The sequence below is a fragment of the Rhodococcus sp. NPDC056743 genome (assembly GCF_042790355.1).
Lineage (GTDB): Bacteria > Actinomycetota > Actinomycetes > Mycobacteriales > Mycobacteriaceae > Rhodococcus_F.
This window is the reverse complement of record NZ_JBHTZI010000014.1, coordinates 81,384-104,225: the sequence shown is the minus strand read 5'-3', so window position 1 is coordinate 104,225 and position 22,842 is coordinate 81,384. Positions and strand designations below refer to the sequence as shown.

The following is a 22,842-nucleotide window of genomic DNA, read 5'->3' as shown; positions in this document are numbered from 1 at the left end:
TTCAGCGAAGAGCAGCCAGCGCGTCGATGCGCTTGACGGCGTCTTCCATGATGGACTCGATCAGTTCCTTGCAGCTGGGCAGATCGTTGATCATGCCGACAACCTGACCCGACGCCAGCACACCGGCTTCGGTGTTACCTTCCACCAGACCGGCTTTGAGTAACATCGGGGTATTGGCAGCCATGATGATCTGCTGCACGGTGCGGTCGCCGGACCGCTTCATCGCGAGGCCGTCCTTGGCCAGGGTCGACCACTTCATGCCCGTCATGGCCTTGAACTTTGTGGCGTTCTTGGCAGCGGCAATCAGACCGGAAACATAGCTTGACTGCTCGAGACTGTTCACCAGGTCGGTGTTGAGCACGCGGTGCGGCATGCCGTCGACCTTGCGTGACACCGTCGTATCCGTCAGGCCGCGCTTGAGGTATTCCTGCTTGACGGAATCAGGTACGGAGGAATCGCTCGTGAGCAGGAAACGAGTGCCCATCGCGACGCCGGCAGCGCCGTAAGCCAACGCTGCAGCCAGGCCGCGACCGTCGAAGAAGCCACCACCGGCAATAACCGGGATGTCAACGGCGTCGAGAACCGAGGGGAGCAGAAGCGTCGTTGCCACACCGCCGGTGTGACCGCCACCCTCGCCGCCCTGGACGACGACGGCGTCCGCGCCCCAGGACGCAACCTTGACCGCGTGCTTCGCGGCACCGATCGACGGTACGACGACAATGCCGTTGTCCTTGAGCTTGGAGATCAGATCCTTCTTGGGAGCCAAGGCAAATGATGCAACCTTGACGCCTTCGCGGATCAGCAGATCGATGCGCTGCTTGGCGTCCGAGGCGTCGGCGCGCATGTTGACGCCGAACGGCTTGTTCGTGAGCTGCTTCGTCTTCTTGATCGCGTGCTCGAGCTCGTCGTACGTCATCGTGGCCGAAGCCAGGATGCCGAGACCGCCCGCATTTGCCGTTGCCGACGTCAGAGCGGGACCGGAAACCCAGCCCATGCCCGTCTGCACAATCGGGTAGTCGACGCCGACCAGTTCGGTCAGCGCAGTCTTCAGCGTGGGGGTCATGCCGAGACCTCACGGTCCCGCAGGTTGCGCGGGTCGAGGGTCTCGCGGATGAGGTGGAGTTCCTCGGCGGTGGGGTCACGGGTGATACCGGCCTCGGCGAGTCCGGCAACCTCGAACGAGGTGTTCTCGGCAACCTCTTCGGCCGTGACACCGGGGTGAAGGCTCAACGCGCGGAAGGTGTTTCCCGGTCCGCCGAAGTCGAAGACACCGAGGTTGGTGACAACGCGCGGGATGTCGAGGTACTTGTATGCCGGGTTCTCGGGATCGATCTGGTCGTAGCCGACGCCGCACACCACGTCGACCTTGTCGACGAACACTCGCTTGGAGTGCTTGGGGACGAAGTAGCTCGTGGCGTGGTTGATCGTGTTGCCCGGAGCTCCGCGCACACCGAACATCTGACGCGACGGCTGCTGCAGCGGGCCGAAAGCGGAGAGGTTCTGGTTACCGTGGCGGTCGAGCTGGTTTGCGCCCATGACGACGTGGCGACGACCGGAAGCAACCACGTCGAACACCTTGCGGAACGGCATCCATCCTTCGATGGGGCCCTTCGTTCCCACTGCCGGGGTGTCCTCGAGGATGAGGGCTTCGCCGTCGGTGATCAGGAGATCGGGTTCGGTGGTCAGACGGGCCAGGCGAGCGCCGATGGTCGACGACGTCGACATCGGGCTGGCCATGATCTCACCTGCGCCGGAAAAGATTTCGGCGCAAGCCAGGACTACGTACTCTGCGCGGGTGACGGTGGATTCGCTCATGACGCTTGCTCCTCTGCGAACTTCTTTACTGCTGCTTGGTAGTCCTCTTCGCTGCCGGAGAGGAAGGTGTCGACAAACGCCTGCCACGACTCGGGGGTCTTGGCGGCTTCGGCGTAGTGACGCTGGAACTTCTCGTCGCGGCCGTAGCTTTCACCGGCGAGCGTGAAGTGTGCACCGTTCGGGGCCTCGACGACGCCGTCGACCATCATGCGGTTGATCAGAAGATTCTGCAGCGGAACGGATTTGACCAGTTCCTCGGTTTCGACGATGCGCTCGACGGAGACGTAGCGCTTCTCTGCCGCCATGCAGTACAGGTCGTCGAAGTACGGGTCGACGCCGTTGTATGCGGCGTTGCCGTGCTTGTCGCCGAGGTTGAGGTGCACGAACGATGCGTCGAGGTTGAGTGCGGGCATCGCGATCAGGGTCTCGGAGCGGCCGTCGGCCTCGGGGTACGGGGAGGTGACGGTCTTGAGTTCGTCGCCCCAGAAGTTACGGACGTCCGATCCCAGGCCTGCGCGGATCGGGAGGAAGGGGAGACGGGCGGCCGCGGCTTCGAGGCCGCACTTGACCATTCCCTCATCCATTTCGCGGGATTCGATCTCACCGTTGGTGCGCGCCTTGGCAAACCACGGATCGTAGAACGGAGCCGAGTCCAGGGACACGAAGCCGTAGTACGCCTTCTTGACCTTGCCGGCCGAGCACAGCAGGCCGAGGTCCGGTCCGCCGTACGTGACGACCGTGAGGTCCTTGATGTCCGAACGCAGGATCGCGCGAACGAAAGCCATCGGCTTACGGCGAGATCCCCAGCCGCCCAATCCGATGGTCATTCCGGAGCGAAGCTCGCCGACAACCTCGTCGAGCGACATTGTCTTGTCACGCTTGCTTGCCATGATGTCTCAGCCTTCCTTCTGGGTTGCGTTCTCACGCGGCTTGCCGGTTGCGACGAACTCGTCCCGATGCTCGTCGGACACACCGAGGAGGTTGAGCTCGAAGGTGTATCCCTGCTCGAGGCGGTAGCTGCTCTTGACGTCGACGGGGTCGATGCCGTTGATGGCTTCCTTCGCGCACCGGATGATGCGGGTGTCCTTGGCGGCGATCTTGGCGGCGATCTCGCGAGCGCAATCGTCGAGCTTCTCGCGCGGGACGACGTCGTACACGCTGCCGAACTGCTTGAGTGTGTGGGCGTCGACGCTCTGTGCCGTGTAGTACAGCGTGCGCATCATGTGCTGCGGTACCAGGCGAGCGAGGTGTGTTGCTGCGCCGAGTGCGCCGCGGTCGACCTCGGGGAGAGAGAAGATCGCGTCGTCCGAAGCGACGATGACGTCAGCGTTGCCGACCAGGCCGATGCCGCCGCCGACGCAGAAGCCGTTGACTGCCACGACGACCGGAACGGCGCAGTCGTAGACCGCGGCAAAAGCAGCAGCGCAACCGCGGTTGGCAGCGACAAGAGCGTCGTAGCCGTCGGTAGCCTGCATCTCCTTGATGTCGACGCCGGCGTTGAATCCGCGGCCTTCGGCTCGAAGAATCACGACGTGGGTATTGAGGTCTCTACCTGCGGCGAGGATCGCGTCGGCGAGATCGAACCATCCCTGCGACGGGATTGCATTGACCGGTGCGTAGTCGATGGTGACCGTGGTGATGCCGGTCCCGTCGGAGGAGGTGCTGATGCCCATAGCGGGTTTCCTTACGTCTGTGTACCAAACCAAGCGATTGCTTGGTAAGTTAGCACACAAGCGGAGCCGACAAGCCCGAGCAGAGTGCAATAGGAGATAAAAATGAGTGGATTGGTCGATGGACGCGTAGTCATCATCACCGGGGCAGGCCGCGGTATCGGACGCGCGCACGCACTGGCATTCGCGGCAGAGGGCGCCAAGGTCGTCGTCAACGACATCGGCGCAGGTGCTGACGGCTCCGCAACCGGCGAGAGCCCGGCCGAGCAGGTAGTCGCAGAAATCATCGCCGCGGGCGGCGAGGCTGTTGTCAACGGTGACGACGTCGCGGACTGGGCCGGTGCGGAAAACCTCGTCAAGACCGCCATCGACAACTTCGGCCGCCTCGACGTACTGGTCAACAACGCAGGCTTCCTGCGTGACCGGATGCTGGTCGGCATGAGCGAAGCCGAATGGGACGCCGTCACGCGCGTGCACCTCAAGGGCCACTTCGCGCCCCTGCGTCACGCCGCTGCCTACTGGCGCGCCGAGGCCAAGGCCGGCAATCCGATCGACGCACGCATCATCAACACCAGCTCGGGCGCCGGACTGCAGGGCTCCATCGGCCAGGGCAACTACGCCGCAGCTAAGGCCGGCATCGCCGAGATGACCATCCAGGCAGCAGCAGAGTTCAAGAACTACGGCGTCAGCGTCAACGCGATTGCACCGTCCGCGCGTACCCGCATGACGGTTGGTGCCGGCGGCGCAATGGCCGAAGCAATGGCAGCTCCGGAAGAGGGCTTCGACGCCATGGCTCCGGAGAACGTCTCACCGCTCGTCGTGTGGCTCGGTAGCGCCGAGTCCAAGGACGTCACGGGACGCGTCTTCGAGATCGAGGGTGGCAAGATCACCGTCGCCGAAGGCTGGCGTCACGGCCCGAGCGAAGACAAGGGCGATCGCTGGGACCCGAAGGAAATCGGACCCGTCGTGGCATCGCTGTTGGAGAAGGCCGAGACCCCGACGCCGGTGTACGGAGCTTAAGCACTCACTGATCCTGAAGGATTTCGATCGCTCAGCGAACGAAATCCTTCAGGATCAGATCACCAGATCTTTACGCGCTTTTCCGGCTCCAAATACAGTGCATCACCGGGCTTGACGTCGAACTCCTCGTGGAAGGTGTCGAGGTTGCGGACGACGCCGTTGCAGCGGAACTCCGGCGGCGAATGCGGGTCGACGGCGAGTCGACGCAGTGCCTCGGCCTCGCGCGCCTTGGTCCGCCACACCTGAGCCCATCCGAAGAACACGCGCTGCAAACCGGTGAGCCCGTCGATGACAGGCGGTTCGGTGCCTTCGGTCGCGATCTTGTACGCCGCGATCGCGATGGACAGCCCACCCAGATCGCCGATGTTCTCGCCGATCGTGAACTCACCGTTGACGTGATGGCCCGGCAGTTCCTTGGGCTCGAATTCGTTGTACTGCTCGATCAAAGCCTTTGTGCGCTTACCGAATTCGGTGCGATCGTCGTCGGTCCACCAGTCGACCATGTTGCCGTCGCCGTCGTACTTGGCACCCTGATCGTCGAAACCGTGCCCGATCTCGTGACCGATGACGGCACCGATTCCACCGTAGTTGGCGGCGTCGTCAGCGGCGGCGTCGAAGAACGGCGGCTGCAAAATGGCTGCGGGAAACACGATTTCGTTCATACCCGGGTTGTAGTACGCATTGACCGTCTGCGGGGTCATGAACCACTCGTCGCGGTCGACGGGGCCACCCAGCTTGGCGAGGTCGCGGTCGTATTCCGCGGCGTATCCACGGCGGTAGTTTCCGACGACATCCGTCGCCGAGATCTCGAGACCCGAGTAGTCACGCCACTTGTCGGGATAGCCGATCTTGGGGGTGAACTTCTCGAGCTTGGCCAACGCAGCCTTGCGGGTGTCCGGGCTCATCCACTCGAGGTCGGAGATGTTGCGGCGGTAGGCTTCCTGCAGATTGCCGACCAGTTCCTGCATGCGCACCTTGGCTTCGGCCGGGAAATGGCGCTCCACGTACAGCTTGCCGACGGCTTCGCCGAGCAGATCCTGGACCAGGCCGACGCCACGCTTCCAACGCTCACGGTTCTCTTCGGTGCCCGAGAGCGCGGTGCCGTAGAACGCGAAGTTCTCGTCCACCAACGAGGAATGCAGATACGGGGCTCGCGCATGGATGACCTTCCATGCAGCCCATGCCTTCCAGTCGTCGAGCTCTTCCGACGCCCACAGCGCGGTGAAGGTGTGCAGGAATCCGGGCTGGCGAACCACGATTTCCGCGAACTTATCGGAGGTTGTTCCCAAGCCGGACAGCCAAGCAGCCCAATCCAATCCGGGGTTCTGCTCGGTCAGTTCCTCGAATTCGACGAGGTTGTAGCTCAACTCGGCGTCACGACGCTTCACGACGTCCCAGTGCCCGGCCGCGATCTTCTTCTCGAGGTCGAACACGCGCTGCGCCTCGTAGCCGAGCCCAGCGAGATTGAACATCTTCTCGGCGTGGGCGACGAACTTGTCGCGGATCTCGGCGTAGTTCTCTTCGCGGTAGTACGACTCGTCGGGCAGGCTGATGCCGGACTGGCTGAAATGGATGAGATAACGCTCGGAGTTCTTCGCATCCGTATCGACGTAATGCGCGATAGCGCCGCCGACACCGGTGCGCTGATGGCGTCCGATTACCGTCGCCAGCGACGAACGATCGGCCGCGTCCGCGATTGCGTCGAGTTCGTCGTCGATCGGTGTGAGACCGGCAGCCTCGATAGCGTCGGCATCCATGAAACTGGAGTACAGATCGCCGATGCGTTGGGCATCGGTACCCGGCTCCGGTGACGACGCGGACGCCTCGGTGATGATGGTCTGCACATCTTCCTCGGCCTTGTCGTACAGCGTGCGGAAAGCGCCGTCGACTGCGCGGTCTGCGGGAATCTCGTATTCGGCGAGCCATTTCCCGTTGACGTGGACGAACAGGTCGTCCTGCGCGCGGGTCTCGCTGTCTAGGTGGGTGAGGTCGATGCCTGAGCGATGAGCCGTGGTCATTTCTCCATCCTTACACGATCACCACAATCCGCTCAGTCGTTATCGTGAGCCGTTCAGTGCTCGGGCGATCTGCGTCACCACAAGTTCAGGTGTGAGCGTCAATTGATGCCAGCTGAAGCGGAGGACATGCCAGCCCGCGTTGACCAGAATGTTCTGCCGGTGCAGGTCGGAATTGAACCGGTCGACATCTCGGTGCCACGCCCAACCGTCGACCTCGATCGCGATACCGTGCGAGACAAATGCCACGTCTATGACAAAGCCGCAGCTTCGGTGCTGAGTGGTCCAGCCGGAGATCCGGTGCAATCTCAAAAGCTGATGCAAGATCCGCTCGGCTTCGGATTCGCCGCCCCGTCCAGCGGCGCGCAGCAATTTCCTTGCTGCGGCGCTTCCGGTGCGACCGAGGTTGCGTTGATGCACCGCTTCGAGAATCGGGAGGGATGTGTGGCGTTGAAGGGCTCGATCCATCAGCTCCGCACCATCGGACACCACCACCGCTGTCTCCAGCACTGACAGTGGCAGGCTGGTTACGCGCAGGGAGCGGCGGTTGTCGACGTCGCGGCGATCGAGGTCGCGTCGGCGCACCTGAACGCCCGCGCAGGTGACGGATCGGGACAAGGGCACGGTCACCGAATGGCGGCGTGGAGGTTTGCTGAGCAGTCCGTGCCACCAGGCCGCCGAGGGGCCATGTGCGCAACCATCGGTGCTGTAGACGGCCGCACGCAGATCGACGGCCGGTGTCCGTTCGCGATCCTCGCGCAGGTAGACCCCGGAGCGCAGGGCCGTCCATTCGCCGGAGATCAGTCGCCGCGAGATTGCAGCGGAACTGACACCACTGCTAATTGCCTGCGCTCGGGTGATGACGCCGTCCTGGGCCGCCATGATTTTGTTGGTGTTCATGACTGCTTGGACGTGGCACGGCGCTGGAGGTTCCCCGAGGCCGCTGATCGTGAAGGATTTTGCTCGCTCAGCGAACAAAATCCTTCACGATCGGATCAGCTCCCGCTGACGATCAGTGCGGGGAGGATCGTGGAACCCATCGACGAACCTACGGCCGCTGACCCAATGCCGAGAGGGACGAGCACAGACATCATGTTCTGGTAGTCGACAGCCTCGATCGGCGGAAGTCCGGGGATCGGATTGGGAACCGGTGCGTGGCGCTGCCAGGCGCCACATCGGTTGGACGTGAAGCTTGTATCGCCCCAACTGATTTCGATTGTTTCGGGGCCGCCGCCGAAATTGTTGGCAATGATGTCCCGGCCGTAGCCGGTGCGCTCCCAGTAGCAGGATCGGCCACCTGAAGTGCTCCACAGGCCAGGCAGCATCTGGCCGTCACCGCTACCGACGCGGTATGTGCCGTCGGTGTCGGCTGGGATGTAGGTGCCTTGTGGGCCCCTTGATTGTGAAGGATTTTGCTCGCTCAGCGAACAAAATCCTTCACGATCGGATCAGGCGTCGATACCCAGATTGATGACGGCGAGGTACGAGCCGTCCGACTGCTTTTCGACGGTCATCATGCCGGTCTCGGAGAAGATGCTGTCGTTGGAATTGTTGGTGTTGCTCTCACGGCCCGTGTGCTCGCTGTACGGGCTGACGGCGTACACCTCGTCGAGAAGGGACTCCTCGAAGAAGGTCTGCGTGGTCAGGACGGTCTTCTTGTCGATGTGAACCTTGACGTGGATGTGCGTGGTGCGGCCCATGTACCAGCCCGGGAAAATGGTGGTGAACTGGGCGATCCCGTTTGCATCGGTGGTCTGGGCGCCGCGCAGGTAGGTGCCGTCGTCGGTGGTGGTGGCTTCGCTGTCGCCGACGCTGTACGAGCCGTCGGAGGTTTCGCCCGAGCCGCCCATCGAGCCCATGCCGCCGCCCATGCCACCGCCGGGTCCGCCTGACGGGGGCTGGCCCATGCCGCCTGCGGGAGGTTCGCCCATGCCGCCGGCCGGAGGAGTTCCACCACCTCCACCACCGTTTGCGCTCAGGGAACCGGACTCGAAGCCGGAGTACACGCCACCCGCGTCGCAGTGCCAGATTTCGACGACGGCGTTGCTGACTGCACCGACGGTGCCGTCGGCGTTGCAGATGCTGTTGTCCTGCACCCGAAGTGCGACCTGGAGAGTTGTTCCTGGTCGGTCTTCGCGGATGTCGCTGCGGATGGAGTCGACGTCGAACCAGTACGGGCCTTGAGTTTCTTCTTCACTCATGACGCACTGCGGTGCTTTCGCGAGTAGTGCGGTGACCGCGTCTCCGGAGGTTGCCGAGGCAGCGGTGGCGCTGGTGCCGGCGGTGGTCGTAGACGCTGCAGCGGTGGACGTCGTGGTGGAGCTGCCGTTGTTACCGGAACATGCGGCGATGAGTCCGCCGAGGCTTATGGTTCCGCCGAGCGCCAGTGCTCGTCTACGGCTCACTCGTTGCCGGCTGGCTTCGATGTCTTTGTTCACGCGTCTACCTCCATTGATCTGGGCTGTTGAATCAATGGTGGACGAGCGCCCTGGCGCGAGGCTGGTTATCGGCTGTGAACTTGCTGGGAGATCATCTGGACGCTCGAAGTGGCGCGGATGTAAACCTGGCCGGTGTTGTCCACGATGCGCGATTCGATGAGTGCGAGCCTGCGTCCGGCGCGGATCACGTTGGCTTCGGCGCGCATAACGGGACCCCCGATGGCGGGTGAGCGCAGGAAATCGATCTTGTGATCGAGGACGCGGTAATCCTGTTCGGCGGTGGTGAGGGTTTGCGCCGCGAGTCCGGTGATGGCGTCGGTTGTGGAGATCAGTACACCGCCCTGGACTGCGCCGAGGGGATTTGCCATCCATTCGACCGGCGCGAGTTCGCCGACAACCGAACCTGGCGTCACCTCGGTCAGAGTGAGGTCGAGGAGTCCATTGAGCGGTCCGCGCTTGATGGTCCCGGCCAGGATTCCTTCGACAACGTCGGAGCCGCTCAGCCCGTTCAGATCGCTGACCTCCTCGGGCACCGGTACGTCGAGGGCAGGCCCGGCGACGTACTCGTCGGGTGCGACGACCGGTGGACGCGAGACAATCATGGCGCGCCCGGCCATCACTGCCAGGAGCGTGTTGTCGTCACCGCGTAGCTGACCCGACGCCAGTCCGACGCCGTCATCGAGGTGCACGAGTGCACCGGTGGCTCCGACTGTTCCGGTCGACGGGATATCGGCGGCCGCACTGACCGTGACCTGAGCGAGCACCGACTGATGGCCCGAAGTGAGCCCCGAGTACACAGCGCCGCCCATGGCGCCGTCGATCATGACGCCGAGCGATCCGAGCACTGTTCGTCCGCGATGGTCGTGGAAGCGGTTCCCGATTGTCTGAGCGAAAGTCAGATCACCCGGTGTGATCGCCACTGCGCGTACATCCATCAAAGTGTTGAGTGGATCAAGTTTGACGGTGGGCGCGGAGTTGTCGATGCTCATGCGTCGAGTATCACCCGAACCTGGGATGGGAGTTGACGCCGGGTCTCAGCCACCGATACGTGCGTGCATCTCCCAGACCAGTACTTCGGCACCGGTTTCGGAGGTGACGAGTTGTCCGCCGGAGTCGCTCATGCGCACAGCGTCACCTTCGTAGAGAGTGCCGGTGCCCTCCAGGTCTGCGGTTCCTTGCGCTACGAAGACATGGAGGAACGGGGCGTTCGGCAGCCTCACACTTGTTCCCGGGAGAATTCGAGCCACATGTAGTGCCGCGTATTTGTTGTTGATGCGGATAGCCGAATGATCTTTGTAGCGATCCATTCCGGAGGCGACGGGGATCAGGCCGCCGCGTAGGAGTTCGTCGTCGATTTCGAGTTGTTCGTATCCAGGGGTCAGTCCGCCCTCGTCGGGCGCTACCCACATCTGGATGAAGTGCACGGGATCGGAGTGCTGTCGGCCGCTCAGGCGCCACGAGTCGTTCTTTTCACTGTGCATGATTCCGGTGCCGGCGCTCATCCGTTGCGCGAGTCCGGGATAGATGACTCCGGAGTGTCCGATGGAGTCTTGGTGAACGAGGGAACCGCGAAGCACCCACGTCACGATTTCCATGTCCTTGTGCGGGTGGGTGTCGAATCCGGTGCCGGCCAGCACAGTGTCGTCGTTGTTGACGAGGAGCAGACCGTGGTGGGTGTTGTCGGGGTCGTAGTGCTGCCCGAACGAGAAGGAATGTTTTGAATCAAGCCAGGAGATGCGGGATTTCAGGCGATCACCGCTGCGGTGGACGTCGATGTGCGGGGTTGTGAGCGCCGACATGGCGTTCCTCCTTTGGGGCCGAATTCCTTCAGCGTACGAGATGCGGCTGCAGTCCGGCGTGCATCTCCCAGATCAGAACTTCTGCTGGCTCCACGGCGGTGACTCGATGTCCGCCGGTTTCCTTGAGTCGCAACGAATCTCCAGTATTGAGAGTGTCCACGTCCTCTACCTCGATGGAACCCTGCGGGATGTAGGCGTGAACATACGGAGCGTCCGGAAGTGTAATGACTTGGCCGGGTTCGAGCCGTGCGACGTGCAGCGCCGCATACTTGTTGTGAAGCGTGATCGCACTGTGATCGCGGTGCGCCGGCATTCCCGACGCCAAGGTGATAAGACCACCGGCGTCGAGTTCGGCATTGACGTCGAGCTCCTGATAGCTCGGAGTGATCCCGGATTCGTCTGGCGGAATCCACATTTGGACGACATGGACCGGTTCGGTGTGGCGGGTACCGTCGGCGCGTCTGGTGTCGTTGCGCTCGGAATGCATGATTCCGGTTCCCGCGCTCATTCGTTGCGCGAGGCCGCGATGAATTTCGCCGGCATGCCCAGCTGAATCCTGGTGGACCAGGGATCCGCTGAGCACCCACGTGACGATTTCGGTATCGAGGTGTTGATGGGTGTCGAAACCGGAGCCGGCTTCGACGATGTCGTCGTTGTTGACCAACAACAGTCCGTGCGCGTAGGCAGCGTGGTCGAAGTTTCCGGCGAAGGGAAAGCTGTGACGGGACGTGAGCCAGCCGTAGTTCAGGTGCGCACGTTCATGCGCACGCTGAACTACTACCGATGACATGTCAGCTCAGAGTTTCGTGGGCTGCCGGGATGGAGCCGAGGCGTCCGGCCTGGAAGTCCTCGAACGCCTGCATGACCTCGGACTTGGTGTTCATGACAAACGGTCCGGCCATGGCGATGGGCTCGCGGATCGGCTTGCCTCCGAGGATGAAGACCTCGAGCGATTCGGTCCGTGAATCCTGGCGATCGGATGCGGCGATGGTGATGGAGTCGCCGCGTCCGTAGACGGCGGTCTGGCCTGCGCGGATCGGCCGACGCTCGGCGCCGACGGTTCCCTCACCGGCAAGAACGTACGCGATGGCGTTGAACTCGGGGTTCCACGGCAAGGTGACGCTGGCGCCCGGTGCGATGGTCGTGTGGGAGAGCGCGATGGGCGTGTAGGTCGATCCCGGTCCGGCGTGGCCGGCGATCTCTCCGGCGATGACGCGAACCAATGCGCCGCCGTCATGCGAGGAAAGCAGGGCCACCTTGTTTCCGGTGATGTCCTGGTACCGCGGCGCCGCCATCTTGTTGTCACGGGGCAGGTTCACCCACAGTTGGACGCCGTGGAAGAGGCCGCCGCTGACAACGAGGTGCTCCGGGGGAGTCTCGATGTGGAGGATGCCGCCGCCTGCGGTCATCCACTGGGTGTCACCGCCGCCGATAATGCCGCCGCCACCGTTGGAGTCCTGGTGCTCCATGATGCCGTCGATCATGTACGTGACGGTTTCGAAGCCGCGGTGCGGGTGCCACGGCGTGCCCTTGGGTTCGCCGGGGGCGTAGTTGACCTCACCCATCTGGTCCATGTGGATGAACGGGTCGAGTGCGGAGAGATCGATGCCCGCGAATGCGCGGTGTACGGGGAAGCCTTCACCTTCGTAGCCGACCGGAGCGGTGGTGATGCTCTTGACGGGGCGGCTGACGGCGGACGCTGCAGGCTCGTCGAGCCGGGGCAGGGCCAAAATGTTCTCGACTGTCACAGCAGGCATGTCGTAACTCCTTGCACTCAGGTAGTTGATTGTTCAACTATCTCATGTGGAGTCAACAATGTCGAGCCTGCGATATTCCCGAGGCTCGACATTGGGGGCGATCAGCGCAACAAGCTTCCCAGTTTTTGTGCGGCCGCGATAACTTCCGCGCCCAGTGCGTCCTGGTCGTCGGCGTGGAAAGCGGAGATTCCGATACTGGTGATGGCATCGCCGCGGCGTCCGGGAACTGCCGCTGAGATGCCGTGGACCGAAGGGGTGATTTCGCCGATCGTCGACGCGTAGCCGCGGGCGCGAGCAAGGCGTACTTCGTCCCGCTCGCCGTCGGCGGGTGGGAGGGAGGCAAGCATGGACAGGCCCGCGGAGCCGCGGTCGATCGGATCGACCTGGCCGGGACGGAAGGCGACGTGCATGCGGGCGCTGCGCGGTTCGACGACCATCAGTGCGCGAACTTCCGTGTCGCTCTCGCGGACTACGAGGTGGGCCGTGGCCTCGGTGGCGTCGGCAAGTTCCTCGAGGATCGGGCGGGCGAGCGTTCGCAGATCCTGCTCGACCGGTTCGGCGAGCGTGACCAGTCCGGCGCCGAGTGTGACGCGCTTGAAAGTGTCCTTACGGCACAGATGATGCGCCTCGAGGGTTCGGATGAGTCGGTGCGCGACAGTCCGGTGAACGCCGATGCCGTCGGCGATGTCGGTGACCGACAACCCGTGGGGATAGGAGGTGAGGAGCTCCAGAATTTCGAGTCCGTGGTGGAGAGTTTTCGACATGCCGGAATCCACTTGAACTGGGCTTATTCGTGGTCGATGGTCATCGCTGAGTTCGCGCATCGAGTTCGCTCCTTGACGTTTGTGAGGTGGGCCACCTACGCTTTGTTCATATCGCACGGCCTGTGCGATTATCGCACACATTGAACAAGTGAGCAACCCCCTTGGGGGGAGTCCAACGCAGTGTTTCCGGAGAGAACATCCTCATGACTGACTACCGCGGAGTGGCAACCGACGACGTTGTCGCAATCCACCAGCTGTACGCATTGCAGAGTCACTTCATCGACTCTGGGCGGCAACGGGATTGGGCGGCAACATTTACAGTTGACGGTGAGTTCCATTCGCCCAGCTATCCGGAACCCGTAGTCGGTTTTTCGGATCTCGAAGCTTTTGCCGGTCGCTTCTACTCAGGCGCCGAAGCGGCTGACGAGGTACACCGGCACGTGATTACCAACCTGTTGGTGGAACCGGCAGCCGAAGCCGAGCTGACGGTGTGCGGCTACCTGCAGATCGTCGCCACCTCACGCGGTGGTGATACGCGATTGGTTCGGATGACAACGATCATCGATCGAGTGATCCGGGTCGGCGATGAGTGGAAGATTGCCCGCCGCAGCGTGTTCCGCGACGATGCGCCACGCAAACCCTGACCGCATTCAGTAAGTCTTTGTGTACGACAAAATTTCAGTAGGAGATCAAATATCATGACCGTTAGCGCTGATCAGACGAACCCGGGCCGCACCGTTGCCACACAAATGTCGGCGGTGTATCCGGAGCTGGCAGGCAAGGTTGCCGTAGTGACCGGCGCTGCCCAAGGAATGGGTGCGACGTTCGCCGAAGGTCTGGCGTCACGCGGAGTCAACGTGGTCGGTGCAGACATCAATGAAGAGCAGATGCTGGCAACGGCCGAGACCATCAACGCTGCACTGAGTGCAAACTCCCTGGCGGACAAGCCTGGCCGTGTAATCGGCGCCCGCGTTGACGTCACCAAGCCCGAGGATCATGAAACGCTGGCCAAGCTGGCACTCGCGGAGTTCGGGCAGGTCGACTTCTGGATCAACAACGCCGGCATCTTCCCGTTTGCACTGGCTGAAGAGATCACGCCCGAGCAGATCGGTGCGACCTTGAGCGTCAACGTCGAAGGTGTTCTGTACGGAGCTCAGGCGGCTGCGCGCCACATGCAGCCCGGTGGTGCCATCGTGAACATGTCTTCGGTGTCCGCTCTGCGCGTCCGCAAGGGACGCGGTGCGTACTGCACGTCGAAGGCAGCCGTCGCACACCTCACCGAGTCGCTCGCAGTTGAGTTCGGCGACAAGGGACTTCGTGTCAACTCCATCGCACCCGGATATATCGACACCGCCATGACCAAGTGGGTCCAGGAGGATCCGGCTGCACTTGCCAAGGCTCTCGACGCTGTCCCGCTGCACCGTTTGGGTTCCCCGGAAGAGGTCTTCGGCCCGGTGTTGTTCCTGCTCTCGGACAGTGCACGTTACGTGACCGGCCACAGCATTGCGGTCGACGGCGGTTCGCGGCATGTCTGAGACCACGAATTATCCAGGCGTCGTACTTGTTACGGGTGGTGCGGGAGGTATGGGAGCGCACCACGCTCGTACACTTGCCGCACGTGGTTCCCATGTCTGCATTGCAGACGTGGCGGATTCCTCCGCTCTGGTCGAGGAGATCATCGCCGACGGAGGTTCGGCGTCCGCGCATTCGCTCGATGTCACCGACCCCGCAGCGTGGGCCCGGGTCGTCGACGAAATCCGCTCCGCGCACGGTGAACTGGGTGGGCTGATCAACAACGCCGGTATCTCGCGGCGTCTCGAATTCATGGACACCCCCGACGACATTTGGGAACTGACCATGAAGATCAACCTCTTCGGGCCGTTCTACGGCATGAAGGCGGTGGCCCCGTTGATGCAAGAGAGCGGAGGTGGATCCATCGTCAACATCTCGTCCATCGCGGGACAGATCGGATACTTCTCACCCGCGTACTCGTCGAGCAAATGGGGCCTGACCGGGCTGTCGAAGTCGGCCGCAGGCAACTTTGCGCAGTGGGGAATTCGCGTCAACTCGGTGCACCCGGGTTTGGTCGGTACGGCACTGCTCGGTGGTGCTGACAGCTTCGTTGCTGCGTCGCTCAAGTCAGTGCCCTTCGGGCGCATGGCAACTCTCGACGAGATCACCGAGGCCGTCCTGTTCCTGCTGTCCGACAAGTCGACCTACACGAGCGGAACCGAGATCACCGTGGACGGCGGGCTGGTCTCGAACGGCTTGTACCACCGCATCATTGCGGAGACTGGAGAACTTTCATGAGTGATCACTGGGATGTCGTTGTCATCGGTGGCGGCGGAGCGGGACTCGCAGCTGCGGTATCAGCCGCTGAAGACGGCGCTTCCGTGCTGCTGTTCGAATCCGAGACCGAACTCGGTGGCTCCACAGCTCTTTCCGCCGGCATCTTCACCGCAGCCGGTACGAGCGTTCAGTCAGGTCTGGGCATCGACGACACCGCGGAGAAGTTTTTCCAGCACTACATGGATCTCAACCAGTGGGTGCTTGCACCCGGATTGATTCGTGCGTTCTGCGAGAACGCCGCACCCACACTCGAGTGGCTCATCGGCCTCGGTGTCGAGATCCCGGCCGTAATCTCGGGTAACGCACACCAGCCCGGCCTGGCGCAGGCCGGAGTCGAAGATGTCTGGCGTGGCCACGTCCCGAAAGACCAGGGATACGGTCTGATTCAGGTACTCGACAAGGCTCGGCGTAAGCACGGCATCGAAGTGATCTTCGGGACGCGGGTGCAGAAGCTGATCGAGGAAGACGGTCGGGTTGTCGGCGTAGTGGCGGACGATATCGAGGTTTCGGCCGGTGCTGTCGTCGTAGCTTCCGGTGGCTTCGCTCAGGATCCGACGCTTGTCGATCGTTATTTCCCCGACGCCAACCACGCCGGAGAATCGTTGTTCGTCGTTGCTGCCGACGGTAGTCGTGGTGACCACCTGCGGTTTGCCAAGGACCTGGGAGCTTCGGTTGCCGGTGACGGCTGGGGTCTCATCATGCCAACGGTGTACTTCCAGCGTTTCCATCACTGGCAGTCCGGTTTCCCGCCGAAATCCCGGGTCAACGTCAATCAGGACGGTCGGCGGTTTATGGACGAGGACAGCTCGTACGCGGTCTCGACGGGCATCATCGACCAGCAAGGTGGCTACGGCTGGATGGTCTTCGACGAGAACGCCCGGGTGACTCAGACTCCCGGTTATGCCGACTGGAACCCTGAGCGCGTCGCAGAAGAAGCTGAAGCCGGTCGTACACTTCGAGCCGACACTATCGAGGAACTTGCCGAACTGATCGGCGTGCCGGCGTCGACGCTGGTGGCAACGGTAGATCGTTGGAACGAGCAGTTGCCAAACGGATACGACGACGATTTCCTGCGTCATCGCACGTTGCGAAACAAGGGCGCGGTCGGCAATCCGGACCGGATCGACACGGCACCGTTCTACGCGGCAAAGATCCTTCCCGCTGAACTGGTGTGCACCCACGCGGGTCTGGAAATCAACAGCAGTGCAGCAGTTCTCGGCAAAACCGGGGTCCCGATCGAGGGGCTCTACGCAGCCGGTGAGGCCGGCGCCGGCATCTTGGGATTGCGATATGTGGGCGGTGGCAACGCAGTTGCAAACGCTCTGACCATGGGTCGTATTGCGGGACGCAATGCGGCGAGTTTCACGAAGACCAGCGCCGCGGGCGCACCGGTCAATTCCATTGCGCACGCCTGACGTCTATCGTTTGCGCTGCACGACTTCAGTCAGTAGGGACCAACATGTCAGAGAATGAGACCATGGCGCGAGCCGGGGGCGTCGAAGAGAGCGCTCCAGCCGAAGGCCAGTCAACCGTCAAGGTAATTCGCGCGGCCGTCGTCGGTACCGTTGTCGAGTATTACGACTTCGGTATCTACGGATACATGGCAACCACCATTGCCGCGCTGTTCTTCGTTTCATCCGATCCGAATGCCGCGCTACTCGGTACCTTCGCGGCGTTTGCCGTGGCTTTCTTCCTCCGTGTGCCCGGCGGAATCTTCTTCGGCCATATCGGCGACCGCTATGGACGCAAGAATGCGCTGTCCTGGACCATCTTGCTGATGGTCATCGCAACCGCCGGTATGGGGTTGCTTCCGACCTACGCCACGTTGGGCATGTGGGCGACATCGATCCTGGTGTTGGCTCGTTGCCTTCAAGGCTTCGCGGCCGGTGGCGAGCTTGGCGGTGCAAACGCCTTTGTCTCCGAGTCCGCTCCGGCGCGTTGGCGCGCAACCCAGACGTCGATGGTCAATACCGGCACCTACCTGGGTTCACTTGTGGCGTCGCTGATCGCTCTCGGCCTCACGTCAGTGTTCTCCGAAGAGCAGGTCCTCGAATGGGCATGGCGTCTGCCGTTCCTGCTCAGCCTGCTGATCGGTGGCATCGGTATCTGGATTCGTAGCCAGATGGAAGACACCCCGCAGTTCGAAGAACTCAAGGAAAAGGGCGAGACCGAGTCGCTCCCGATCAAGGAACTGCTGCGCAGTTCGGGTGGCAGCGTCGTCAAGATCATCCTTCTCGGAGCGCTCATCACCGGTGGCTACTACATCGCTTCGGTGTACGCCGCGACGTACCTCCAGACTGCCGGCGGACATTCCAAGCAGGTGGCATTCCTGTCCACGTCGCTCGCCTTGGTGCTCGGCGTGATCACTCTGCCCATCGCCGGCTACATGGCAGACAAGTACGGCCGTCGTCCGGTGTTGTTTGCCGGTAGCGCCGCGTCGGTGGTCCTTGGTGTCCCGATGTTCATGCTGATGGCCGGTTCGGGAACGTGGGCGGCAGTGGCCGGTCAGTCGATTTTGTTCGTCTGCGTCTCCGTAGTAAACGGTGCGTCGTACGTGACCTACGTCGAAATGCTCAAGGCATCAGTGCGGTACAGCGGTCTGGCTTTGGGTAACAACGTCACCAATATGCTTCTCGGTGGTACCGCGCCGTTCATCGCGACTTACCTGATCAGCGTGACGGACAACAATCTTGCGCCCGCCGGATACTTCGTGTTCTGCGCCCTGATCACATTTGTCACGGTGTTCTTCGTGAAGGAAACCAAGGGCGTCGCGTTGCAGATCGACTGAGCCCTTGCTGTGCGCCTTTATTAACCGCCCGCGGTTGATAAAGGCGCACAGTGCGTTACAGCTTTACGCTCACTACCCGTGTTTCCAGGAAATCGTGGACGCCGGCTTCGCCACCTTCCCTGCCGAAGCCGCTGCTCTTCACTCCGCCGAAGGGAAGTTCGACTTCCAGGGCGTTGTGGGTATTGACCCACACCTGACCGGCGTCGATCTGTTCGGCAACTTCGATTGCGGCGGATTGTTCGCCCCACACAGATGCGCCGAGCCCGAACTCTTGGCTGTTCAAGAGGGCGACAACATCGTCGACGTTGGTGTAAGCCACGACGGGGAATGCCAAACCGAATTGCTCGAACTTGACGATGTCGCTGGTGTCGTCGACCCCGCGTACCAGAGCGGGTTCCATGAAATAACCGGGCAGAGTAGTTATTCGGTTTCCCCCCGTGATGTCTGCGCCGTCAGCTCGGGCCTTGTCGAGCAGACCCTGCACATACTCGAGCTGCGCGGAATTGTGCAACGGTCCGACTGTGGTGCCGGCTGCTGCCCCGTCGCCCACCACCATGGTCGACATGACGGCTTCGAACGTGGCGCAGAAGGCGTCGACCTTGTCTGCGGGAACGTACGCACGCTTGGGAGCGATGCACATCTGCCCGCTGTTGAAGAAAGCGGAATGCGCCAAAAACCCTGCAGCGTAATTGATATCTGCGCTGTCGAGCAGGATCGCGGGATCATTGCCGCCCAGTTCGAGAGTGACCGGGGTGATCGTATCGGCGGCCTGCTTCATGATCGCCTTGCCAACCCCCGTGGAACCGGTGAACGAGACCTTGCGCACGGCAGGATGTTCGATCAACGACTTGCCGGTATCCGGTCCGCCGTAGACGATGTCGAGCACGCCTTCGGGAAGAATGGTTTGCAGAATGCGGACCACTTCACCGACTACCAGCGACACCGATTCCGCAGGTTTGACCAGGACTGTATTGCCCGCAGCCAGTGCCGGCGCAATCTTGGCCATCATCAGGAAAATCGGGAAGTTCCACGGCACGATAGCGGCAACGACGCCCAGCGGGCGGTGCTGAATTCGCGCTTCGCGTATCGGCGAGGGCGGGGCCGGCGATTCGTCGGCCCAGTCGAGGCGGGCGAAGTGTGCGAGGCAACGGGCCGAGATCCAGACTTCACCACTCGAATCGGTCAGCGACTTACCCTGCTCCGCGGTGAGGAGGGCGGAGATCGCCGGGGACTGCCGCATCAATTCGTAGGAACAGGCAGCGAGTAGACCCTGCCTGGTGCTTCTCGAGGTTCGCCAGGCCTGGAATGCGGATTGGGCGGCAACAGCTTTCGCGTCGAGTTCGGCCGGCGTGGTGACAGCGGTTCGCCCTACTTCCTCGAGAGTCGCCGGATTGATCGAGATCAATTCGTGGTCGGTACTCATAGTGGTTCTCCTGACTAGGCGCTGGCGGTCATCGCGGCCATGGCCGGCGCGATGTACGAACGGAAGATCATGGCGCTGAATCCGCCGTCGATCGGGATGTCAGCGCCGCTGATCCAGGCCGCGTCGGAGGACGCGAGGAAGATGATGGCGTCGGCGATCTCGCCTGGCCGGGCGTGGCGGCCTGCCCACGTTACGGCGCCGGAGATGGCCGCGTCGCCCATGGTGGCCGTGAAGTCCTTCAGGAGCGGTGTTCCGACGGTGCCGGGCGAAACGGAGTTGGAACGCAGTCCGATGTGCTTGCCGTCGACGGCCAGGTTGCCTGCATTGATGATGGCGGCTTCCTTGGAGAGGTTGTAGCAGACCTCGTCGATACCGGGGAAGTCTGCGAGAGATTCGAGGGCGTCGTCCCAGTTGTCGATGGCGAGAAAGGCATTGAGTCGGGCAAAGTTCTGCTGCCACAGGAAACCTGCCTGCGACGCGGTGGTGACCACTGCCGGATCGACGGCAAATTTGGGCAGGAGAAGGCGAGTGAGATCACGCGGAGCGAGCGCGTTGATCGACAGGACGGTTCGCCACGGGAGTGTTGCCGCGACGCCGGCGTTGTTGATCAGCACGTCGACAGGGCCGTCGATCTGCGCGGCGATGTCCGCGACACCCGACTGAGTGGAGAGGTCGCCGACAATCATCTGGCTGATCGAGTTGTCGGTCGAGGCAACTCGATCGACACCGATGACGCGGGCGCCGAGAGCGGCCAGTTTGGTGGCTGCCTCAGCCCCGATTCCGGACGAACATCCGGTGAGGACAACAGTTTTGCCGGTGAAACTGATCATGGGTGATGCTCCTGACATAGGGAGATGGTTACCAGGTGACGGGGAGGGAAAAGACTCCGTTGATGCCCGACCACGCCTTGAACTGCAGTTCATCGGGCTCGACGGCTAGCTTCAGCGTCGGCACCCGGCGAGCGAGAGTTTCGAAGATGATCTGCAGTTCGAGACGAGCCAGCGCCTGGCCGATGCACTGGTGAACCCCGTAGCCGAAAGCGAAGTGATCACGGGCTTTTCGATGGATGTCGAGAGCATCTGCACCGGGGAAATGGGCGTCGTCGCGGTTGGCCGACAGGTTGAGCGGGATGATGGCTTCGCCGGCGGGAATGGTGACGCCGCCGATTTCGATGTCCTTGGTGGAGGACCGGAGGATGACCAGGTGGACGACGGTCAGGTAGCGCAGCAGTTCTTCGACGGCGTTGCGGACCAAGGCTGGGTTCTCTTGCATCTGCGCCCACTGCTCGGGGTGCTGCAGCAATGTGTACATGCCAAGTGCGGTCATGTTGGTGGTGGTGTCGTGCCCGGCGATGATGAGGAGGAATCCGGAGTTCTCGACGTCCATCATGGTGATGGTGCCGGCGCGTTCGGCGGCTACCAGCTGACCGATGATGTCGTCACCCGGATCATCAAGTGCCGCCCGCTCGTTCGCGATCTTGCGGATATACCCGCGTAGGTCGTTCATGGCTGCAATGGCGCGGCCCATGGCGTCGGGATTGGTGAGATCGTTGGCCATCAGCGCTTCGTCGGCGGCTTTGTTGAAGAAAGCGCGATCCTCGGCGTGCACGCCCAGGATCCAGCTGAGAACCGTGCTCGGGATGGGGAGTGCAACGGATTTCACGAAATCGGTGTGGCCTTCGGGTGAAGCCAACATGGTGTCGATGGTGGTGTCGACGAGTTCCTGCAGCGCCGGACGGATCTTCTTCATCGCGGTGAGCGTGAAGTTCTTGGCAAGCAGATTGCGGAAGATCTCGTGCTCGGCGCCGTCCATGCGCAGGAACAGGCGTTGGTCCTCAGGTTCGGGCGGCGCGCCGAAGCGGGGATATCCGGGATTGCGACTGTCGGCACTGACACGCGGGTCGGACAGGATGGAGCGCACGTCGTCGTAACGGGTGACGAGCCAGGCATATTCGCCGCCGAAGATCTCGACTCGCGTGATGGGGGCGTTCTCGCGTAGCCACTGGTACTCCGCCGGTGGGTCGATCGGAGGGCGGGGCCAGGGGAAGGGGGCACTGGGGTGTTCGGTGACGGCGGGGACGGTACTCGTCATGGTGGATCCTTGTCTCGGTGAGAGTGGCGCCGGCGCTTGTGGGATGAAATCACCAGGTGCACTGCAGAATTGCAGGAAGGCGACAGTGGATGAGAGAGAGGCAACATCATGAGACGGGGGTGCGATAACACCGGTCCCGGTGAGTGGGACTTGGCCTTTTCGGCCGCTGAGCGCGCCGAACTTCGCACTATTGACACGTGTCAAAAATGTTCATACGATGTGGTTCGGCTCACAAACTGACGAATCTGAAGGTGGAATGTGGAATCGGCTGTGCGAGACGGTGTTGATTCCGGAAGGTCGGACAAAGGTGAACTTCGACGCGAGTCGATCCTGCGAGCCTTGGAAAACCTCTTGGAGACAACCACTCTCAATGAACTGAACGTCCGCGATATCTCCAAGGCTGCGGGGGTCACCCGTTCGGCCTTCTACTTCTATTTCGACAACAAGGCCGCGGCGGTCAGTGAACTCAGCAAGGTCGTGGACGAAGAGGTTGCAGTCGCATCGGCAATCTATTCGGGTGGTGCTGATGATCCTGCCCGGCAGATCGGGCAGATGATCGGCGCGGTTCGTGACACCTGGATGCGCCACCCGCATTTGTTCCGGGCAATGCGTGACGCCAGATCGTCGGACCCCGGGGTGGATGACCTGTGGATTCGTGGGTTGGAAGGATTTGTCGAACCCGTTGCTGCAGTGATCGACTCGGAACGTAAATCGGGCCGGGCGCCGGTTGGTGCCGACAGTCGTATGCTGGCGCTTGTTCTGTTGGAAAGCATTGCCCGCATGGGTGATCGCTACTGGATTGGTTATCAGAGGCCTGCTGATGTGGCTGCGGCGACGCAGGCGCTGTGTGCAGTCTGGATGGGATCGATTTATGGACGTGTTTGACAACTCGACTGGAATCGATGCTGGAGAA

Annotated in this window: 23 protein-coding genes; 7 read left to right on the top strand and 16 right to left on the bottom strand. The window is 62.1% G+C overall.

The annotated features are described in order from the left end of the window. Position 1: 1 nt before the first annotated feature. From ACFRFQ_RS28370 to echA20, 4 genes are read right to left on the bottom strand one after another with little or no spacing between them, the layout of a single operon-like run. A complete protein-coding gene (locus ACFRFQ_RS28370; protein WP_378664943.1) occupies positions 2-1,063 on the bottom strand; it encodes an NAD(P)H-dependent flavin oxidoreductase in 1,062 nt (353 codons plus the stop codon). Then, a complete protein-coding gene (locus ACFRFQ_RS28365) occupies positions 1,060-1,815 on the bottom strand; it encodes a CoA-transferase subunit beta (protein ID WP_378664942.1) in 756 nt (251 codons plus the stop codon). Before ACFRFQ_RS28365 ends, ACFRFQ_RS28370 begins: the two co-directional genes overlap by 4 nt. Then, positions 1,812-2,705: a cholesterol ring-cleaving hydrolase subunit IpdA gene (gene ipdA, locus ACFRFQ_RS28360; RefSeq protein ID WP_033236659.1), complete on the bottom strand. Its 894-nt coding sequence runs from the start codon at positions 2,703-2,705 to the stop codon at positions 1,812-1,814. The genes ACFRFQ_RS28365 and ipdA overlap by 4 nt, the downstream gene beginning before the upstream one ends. Before the next feature lie 6 nt (positions 2,706-2,711). Then, on the bottom strand, positions 2,712-3,488 hold the full coding sequence (gene echA20 / locus ACFRFQ_RS28355) for a (7aS)-7a-methyl-1,5-dioxo-2,3,5,6,7,7a-hexahydro-1H-indene-carboxyl-CoA hydrolase (RefSeq protein ID WP_378664941.1): 777 nt from the start codon (positions 3,486-3,488) through the stop codon (positions 2,712-2,714). A 102-nt stretch (positions 3,489-3,590) separates the two neighbouring features. On the opposite strand from echA20, the gene ACFRFQ_RS28350 reads away from it, so the two are divergent. Further along, positions 3,591-4,505: an SDR family oxidoreductase gene (locus ACFRFQ_RS28350; protein WP_378664940.1), complete on the top strand. Its 915-nt coding sequence runs from the start codon at positions 3,591-3,593 to the stop codon at positions 4,503-4,505. Between the two features lie 59 nt (positions 4,506-4,564). Here ACFRFQ_RS28350 and ACFRFQ_RS28345 read toward each other — a convergent pair whose 3' ends face one another. The 9 genes from ACFRFQ_RS28345 to ACFRFQ_RS28305 all read right to left on the bottom strand — a co-directional run bounded on the left by ACFRFQ_RS28345 (position 4,565) and on the right by ACFRFQ_RS28305 (position 13,338). Further along, on the bottom strand, positions 4,565-6,523 hold the full coding sequence (locus ACFRFQ_RS28345) for a M13 family metallopeptidase (RefSeq protein ID WP_378664939.1): 1,959 nt from the start codon (positions 6,521-6,523) through the stop codon (positions 4,565-4,567). 39 nt (positions 6,524-6,562) lie between these two features. Further along, the gene (locus tag ACFRFQ_RS28340; protein WP_378664938.1) at positions 6,563-7,420 is read right to left on the bottom strand and encodes a DUF559 domain-containing protein; all 858 of its coding nucleotides are present in this window, start codon (positions 7,418-7,420) and stop codon (positions 6,563-6,565) included. Between the two features lie 95 nt (positions 7,421-7,515). Continuing rightward, positions 7,516-7,845, bottom strand: a complete 330-nt coding sequence (locus tag ACFRFQ_RS28335; protein ID WP_378664937.1) for a hypothetical protein — start codon at positions 7,843-7,845, stop codon at positions 7,516-7,518. 123 nt (positions 7,846-7,968) lie between these two features. Then, positions 7,969-8,958 carry a protocatechuate dioxygenase gene (locus tag ACFRFQ_RS28330; protein ID WP_378664936.1) on the bottom strand — a complete coding sequence of 330 codons (990 nt, stop codon included), beginning with the start codon at positions 8,956-8,958 and terminating at the stop codon, positions 7,969-7,971. A 65-nt stretch (positions 8,959-9,023) separates the two neighbouring features. Beyond that, complete coding sequence (locus ACFRFQ_RS28325; RefSeq protein WP_378664935.1) at positions 9,024-9,947, bottom strand: PaaI family thioesterase; 924 nt, start codon at positions 9,945-9,947, stop codon at positions 9,024-9,026. Between the two features lie 45 nt (positions 9,948-9,992). Beyond that, entirely contained in the window at positions 9,993-10,757 is a 765-nt protein-coding gene (locus tag ACFRFQ_RS28320; protein ID WP_378664934.1) for a pirin family protein, read from the bottom strand. Positions 10,758-10,785: 28 nt separating this feature from the next. After that, positions 10,786-11,547: a pirin family protein gene (locus tag ACFRFQ_RS28315; protein WP_378664933.1), complete on the bottom strand. Its 762-nt coding sequence runs from the start codon at positions 11,545-11,547 to the stop codon at positions 10,786-10,788. A gap of 1 nt (position 11,548) precedes the next feature. Further along, on the bottom strand, positions 11,549-12,514 hold the full coding sequence (locus tag ACFRFQ_RS28310; protein ID WP_033236667.1) for a pirin family protein: 966 nt from the start codon (positions 12,512-12,514) through the stop codon (positions 11,549-11,551). Positions 12,515-12,615: 101 nt separating this feature from the next. After that, positions 12,616-13,338, bottom strand: coding sequence for an IclR family transcriptional regulator (locus ACFRFQ_RS28305; protein ID WP_378664932.1), 723 nt, complete (start codon positions 13,336-13,338; stop codon positions 12,616-12,618). Between the two features lie 143 nt (positions 13,339-13,481). Between ACFRFQ_RS28305 and ACFRFQ_RS28300 the strand changes: the two genes are divergently transcribed. From ACFRFQ_RS28300 to ACFRFQ_RS28280, 5 genes are read left to right on the top strand one after another with little or no spacing between them, the layout of a single operon-like run. Beyond that, positions 13,482-13,922 (top strand): nuclear transport factor 2 family protein, encoded by a 441-nt coding sequence (locus ACFRFQ_RS28300; RefSeq protein WP_378664931.1) that lies wholly within the window; start codon positions 13,482-13,484, stop codon positions 13,920-13,922. Between the two features lie 54 nt (positions 13,923-13,976). Next, a complete protein-coding gene (locus ACFRFQ_RS28295) occupies positions 13,977-14,813 on the top strand; it encodes an SDR family NAD(P)-dependent oxidoreductase (RefSeq protein WP_378664930.1) in 837 nt (278 codons plus the stop codon). Beyond that, the gene (locus ACFRFQ_RS28290; protein WP_378664929.1) at positions 14,806-15,588 is read left to right on the top strand and encodes an SDR family NAD(P)-dependent oxidoreductase; all 783 of its coding nucleotides are present in this window, start codon (positions 14,806-14,808) and stop codon (positions 15,586-15,588) included. Before ACFRFQ_RS28295 ends, ACFRFQ_RS28290 begins: the two co-directional genes overlap by 8 nt. Further along, entirely contained in the window at positions 15,585-17,042 is a 1,458-nt protein-coding gene (locus ACFRFQ_RS28285; RefSeq protein WP_378664928.1) for an FAD-dependent oxidoreductase, read from the top strand. Before ACFRFQ_RS28290 ends, ACFRFQ_RS28285 begins: the two co-directional genes overlap by 4 nt. A gap of 44 nt (positions 17,043-17,086) precedes the next feature. After that, positions 17,087-18,415 carry an MFS transporter gene (locus ACFRFQ_RS28280; protein ID WP_378664927.1) on the top strand — a complete coding sequence of 443 codons (1,329 nt, stop codon included), beginning with the start codon at positions 17,087-17,089 and terminating at the stop codon, positions 18,413-18,415. Positions 18,416-18,470: 55 nt separating this feature from the next. Here the strand turns inward: ACFRFQ_RS28280 and ACFRFQ_RS28275 are convergent, their stop codons facing one another. Genes ACFRFQ_RS28275 through ACFRFQ_RS28265 form a run of 3 tightly spaced genes read right to left on the bottom strand, consistent with a single transcriptional unit; the run spans position 18,471 to position 21,929 of the window. Further along, positions 18,471-19,838: an aldehyde dehydrogenase family protein gene (locus ACFRFQ_RS28275; RefSeq protein WP_378664926.1), complete on the bottom strand. Its 1,368-nt coding sequence runs from the start codon at positions 19,836-19,838 to the stop codon at positions 18,471-18,473. Between the two features lie 14 nt (positions 19,839-19,852). Beyond that, positions 19,853-20,668, bottom strand: a complete 816-nt coding sequence (locus tag ACFRFQ_RS28270; protein ID WP_378664925.1) for an SDR family oxidoreductase — start codon at positions 20,666-20,668, stop codon at positions 19,853-19,855. A 28-nt stretch (positions 20,669-20,696) separates the two neighbouring features. Then, a complete protein-coding gene (locus ACFRFQ_RS28265) occupies positions 20,697-21,929 on the bottom strand; it encodes a cytochrome P450 (protein WP_378664924.1) in 1,233 nt (410 codons plus the stop codon). 270 nt (positions 21,930-22,199) lie between these two features. On the opposite strand from ACFRFQ_RS28265, the gene ACFRFQ_RS28260 reads away from it, so the two are divergent. Further along, the gene (locus ACFRFQ_RS28260; RefSeq protein ID WP_378664923.1) at positions 22,200-22,814 is read left to right on the top strand and encodes a TetR/AcrR family transcriptional regulator; all 615 of its coding nucleotides are present in this window, start codon (positions 22,200-22,202) and stop codon (positions 22,812-22,814) included. The last annotated feature ends 28 nt before the right edge of the window (positions 22,815-22,842 follow it).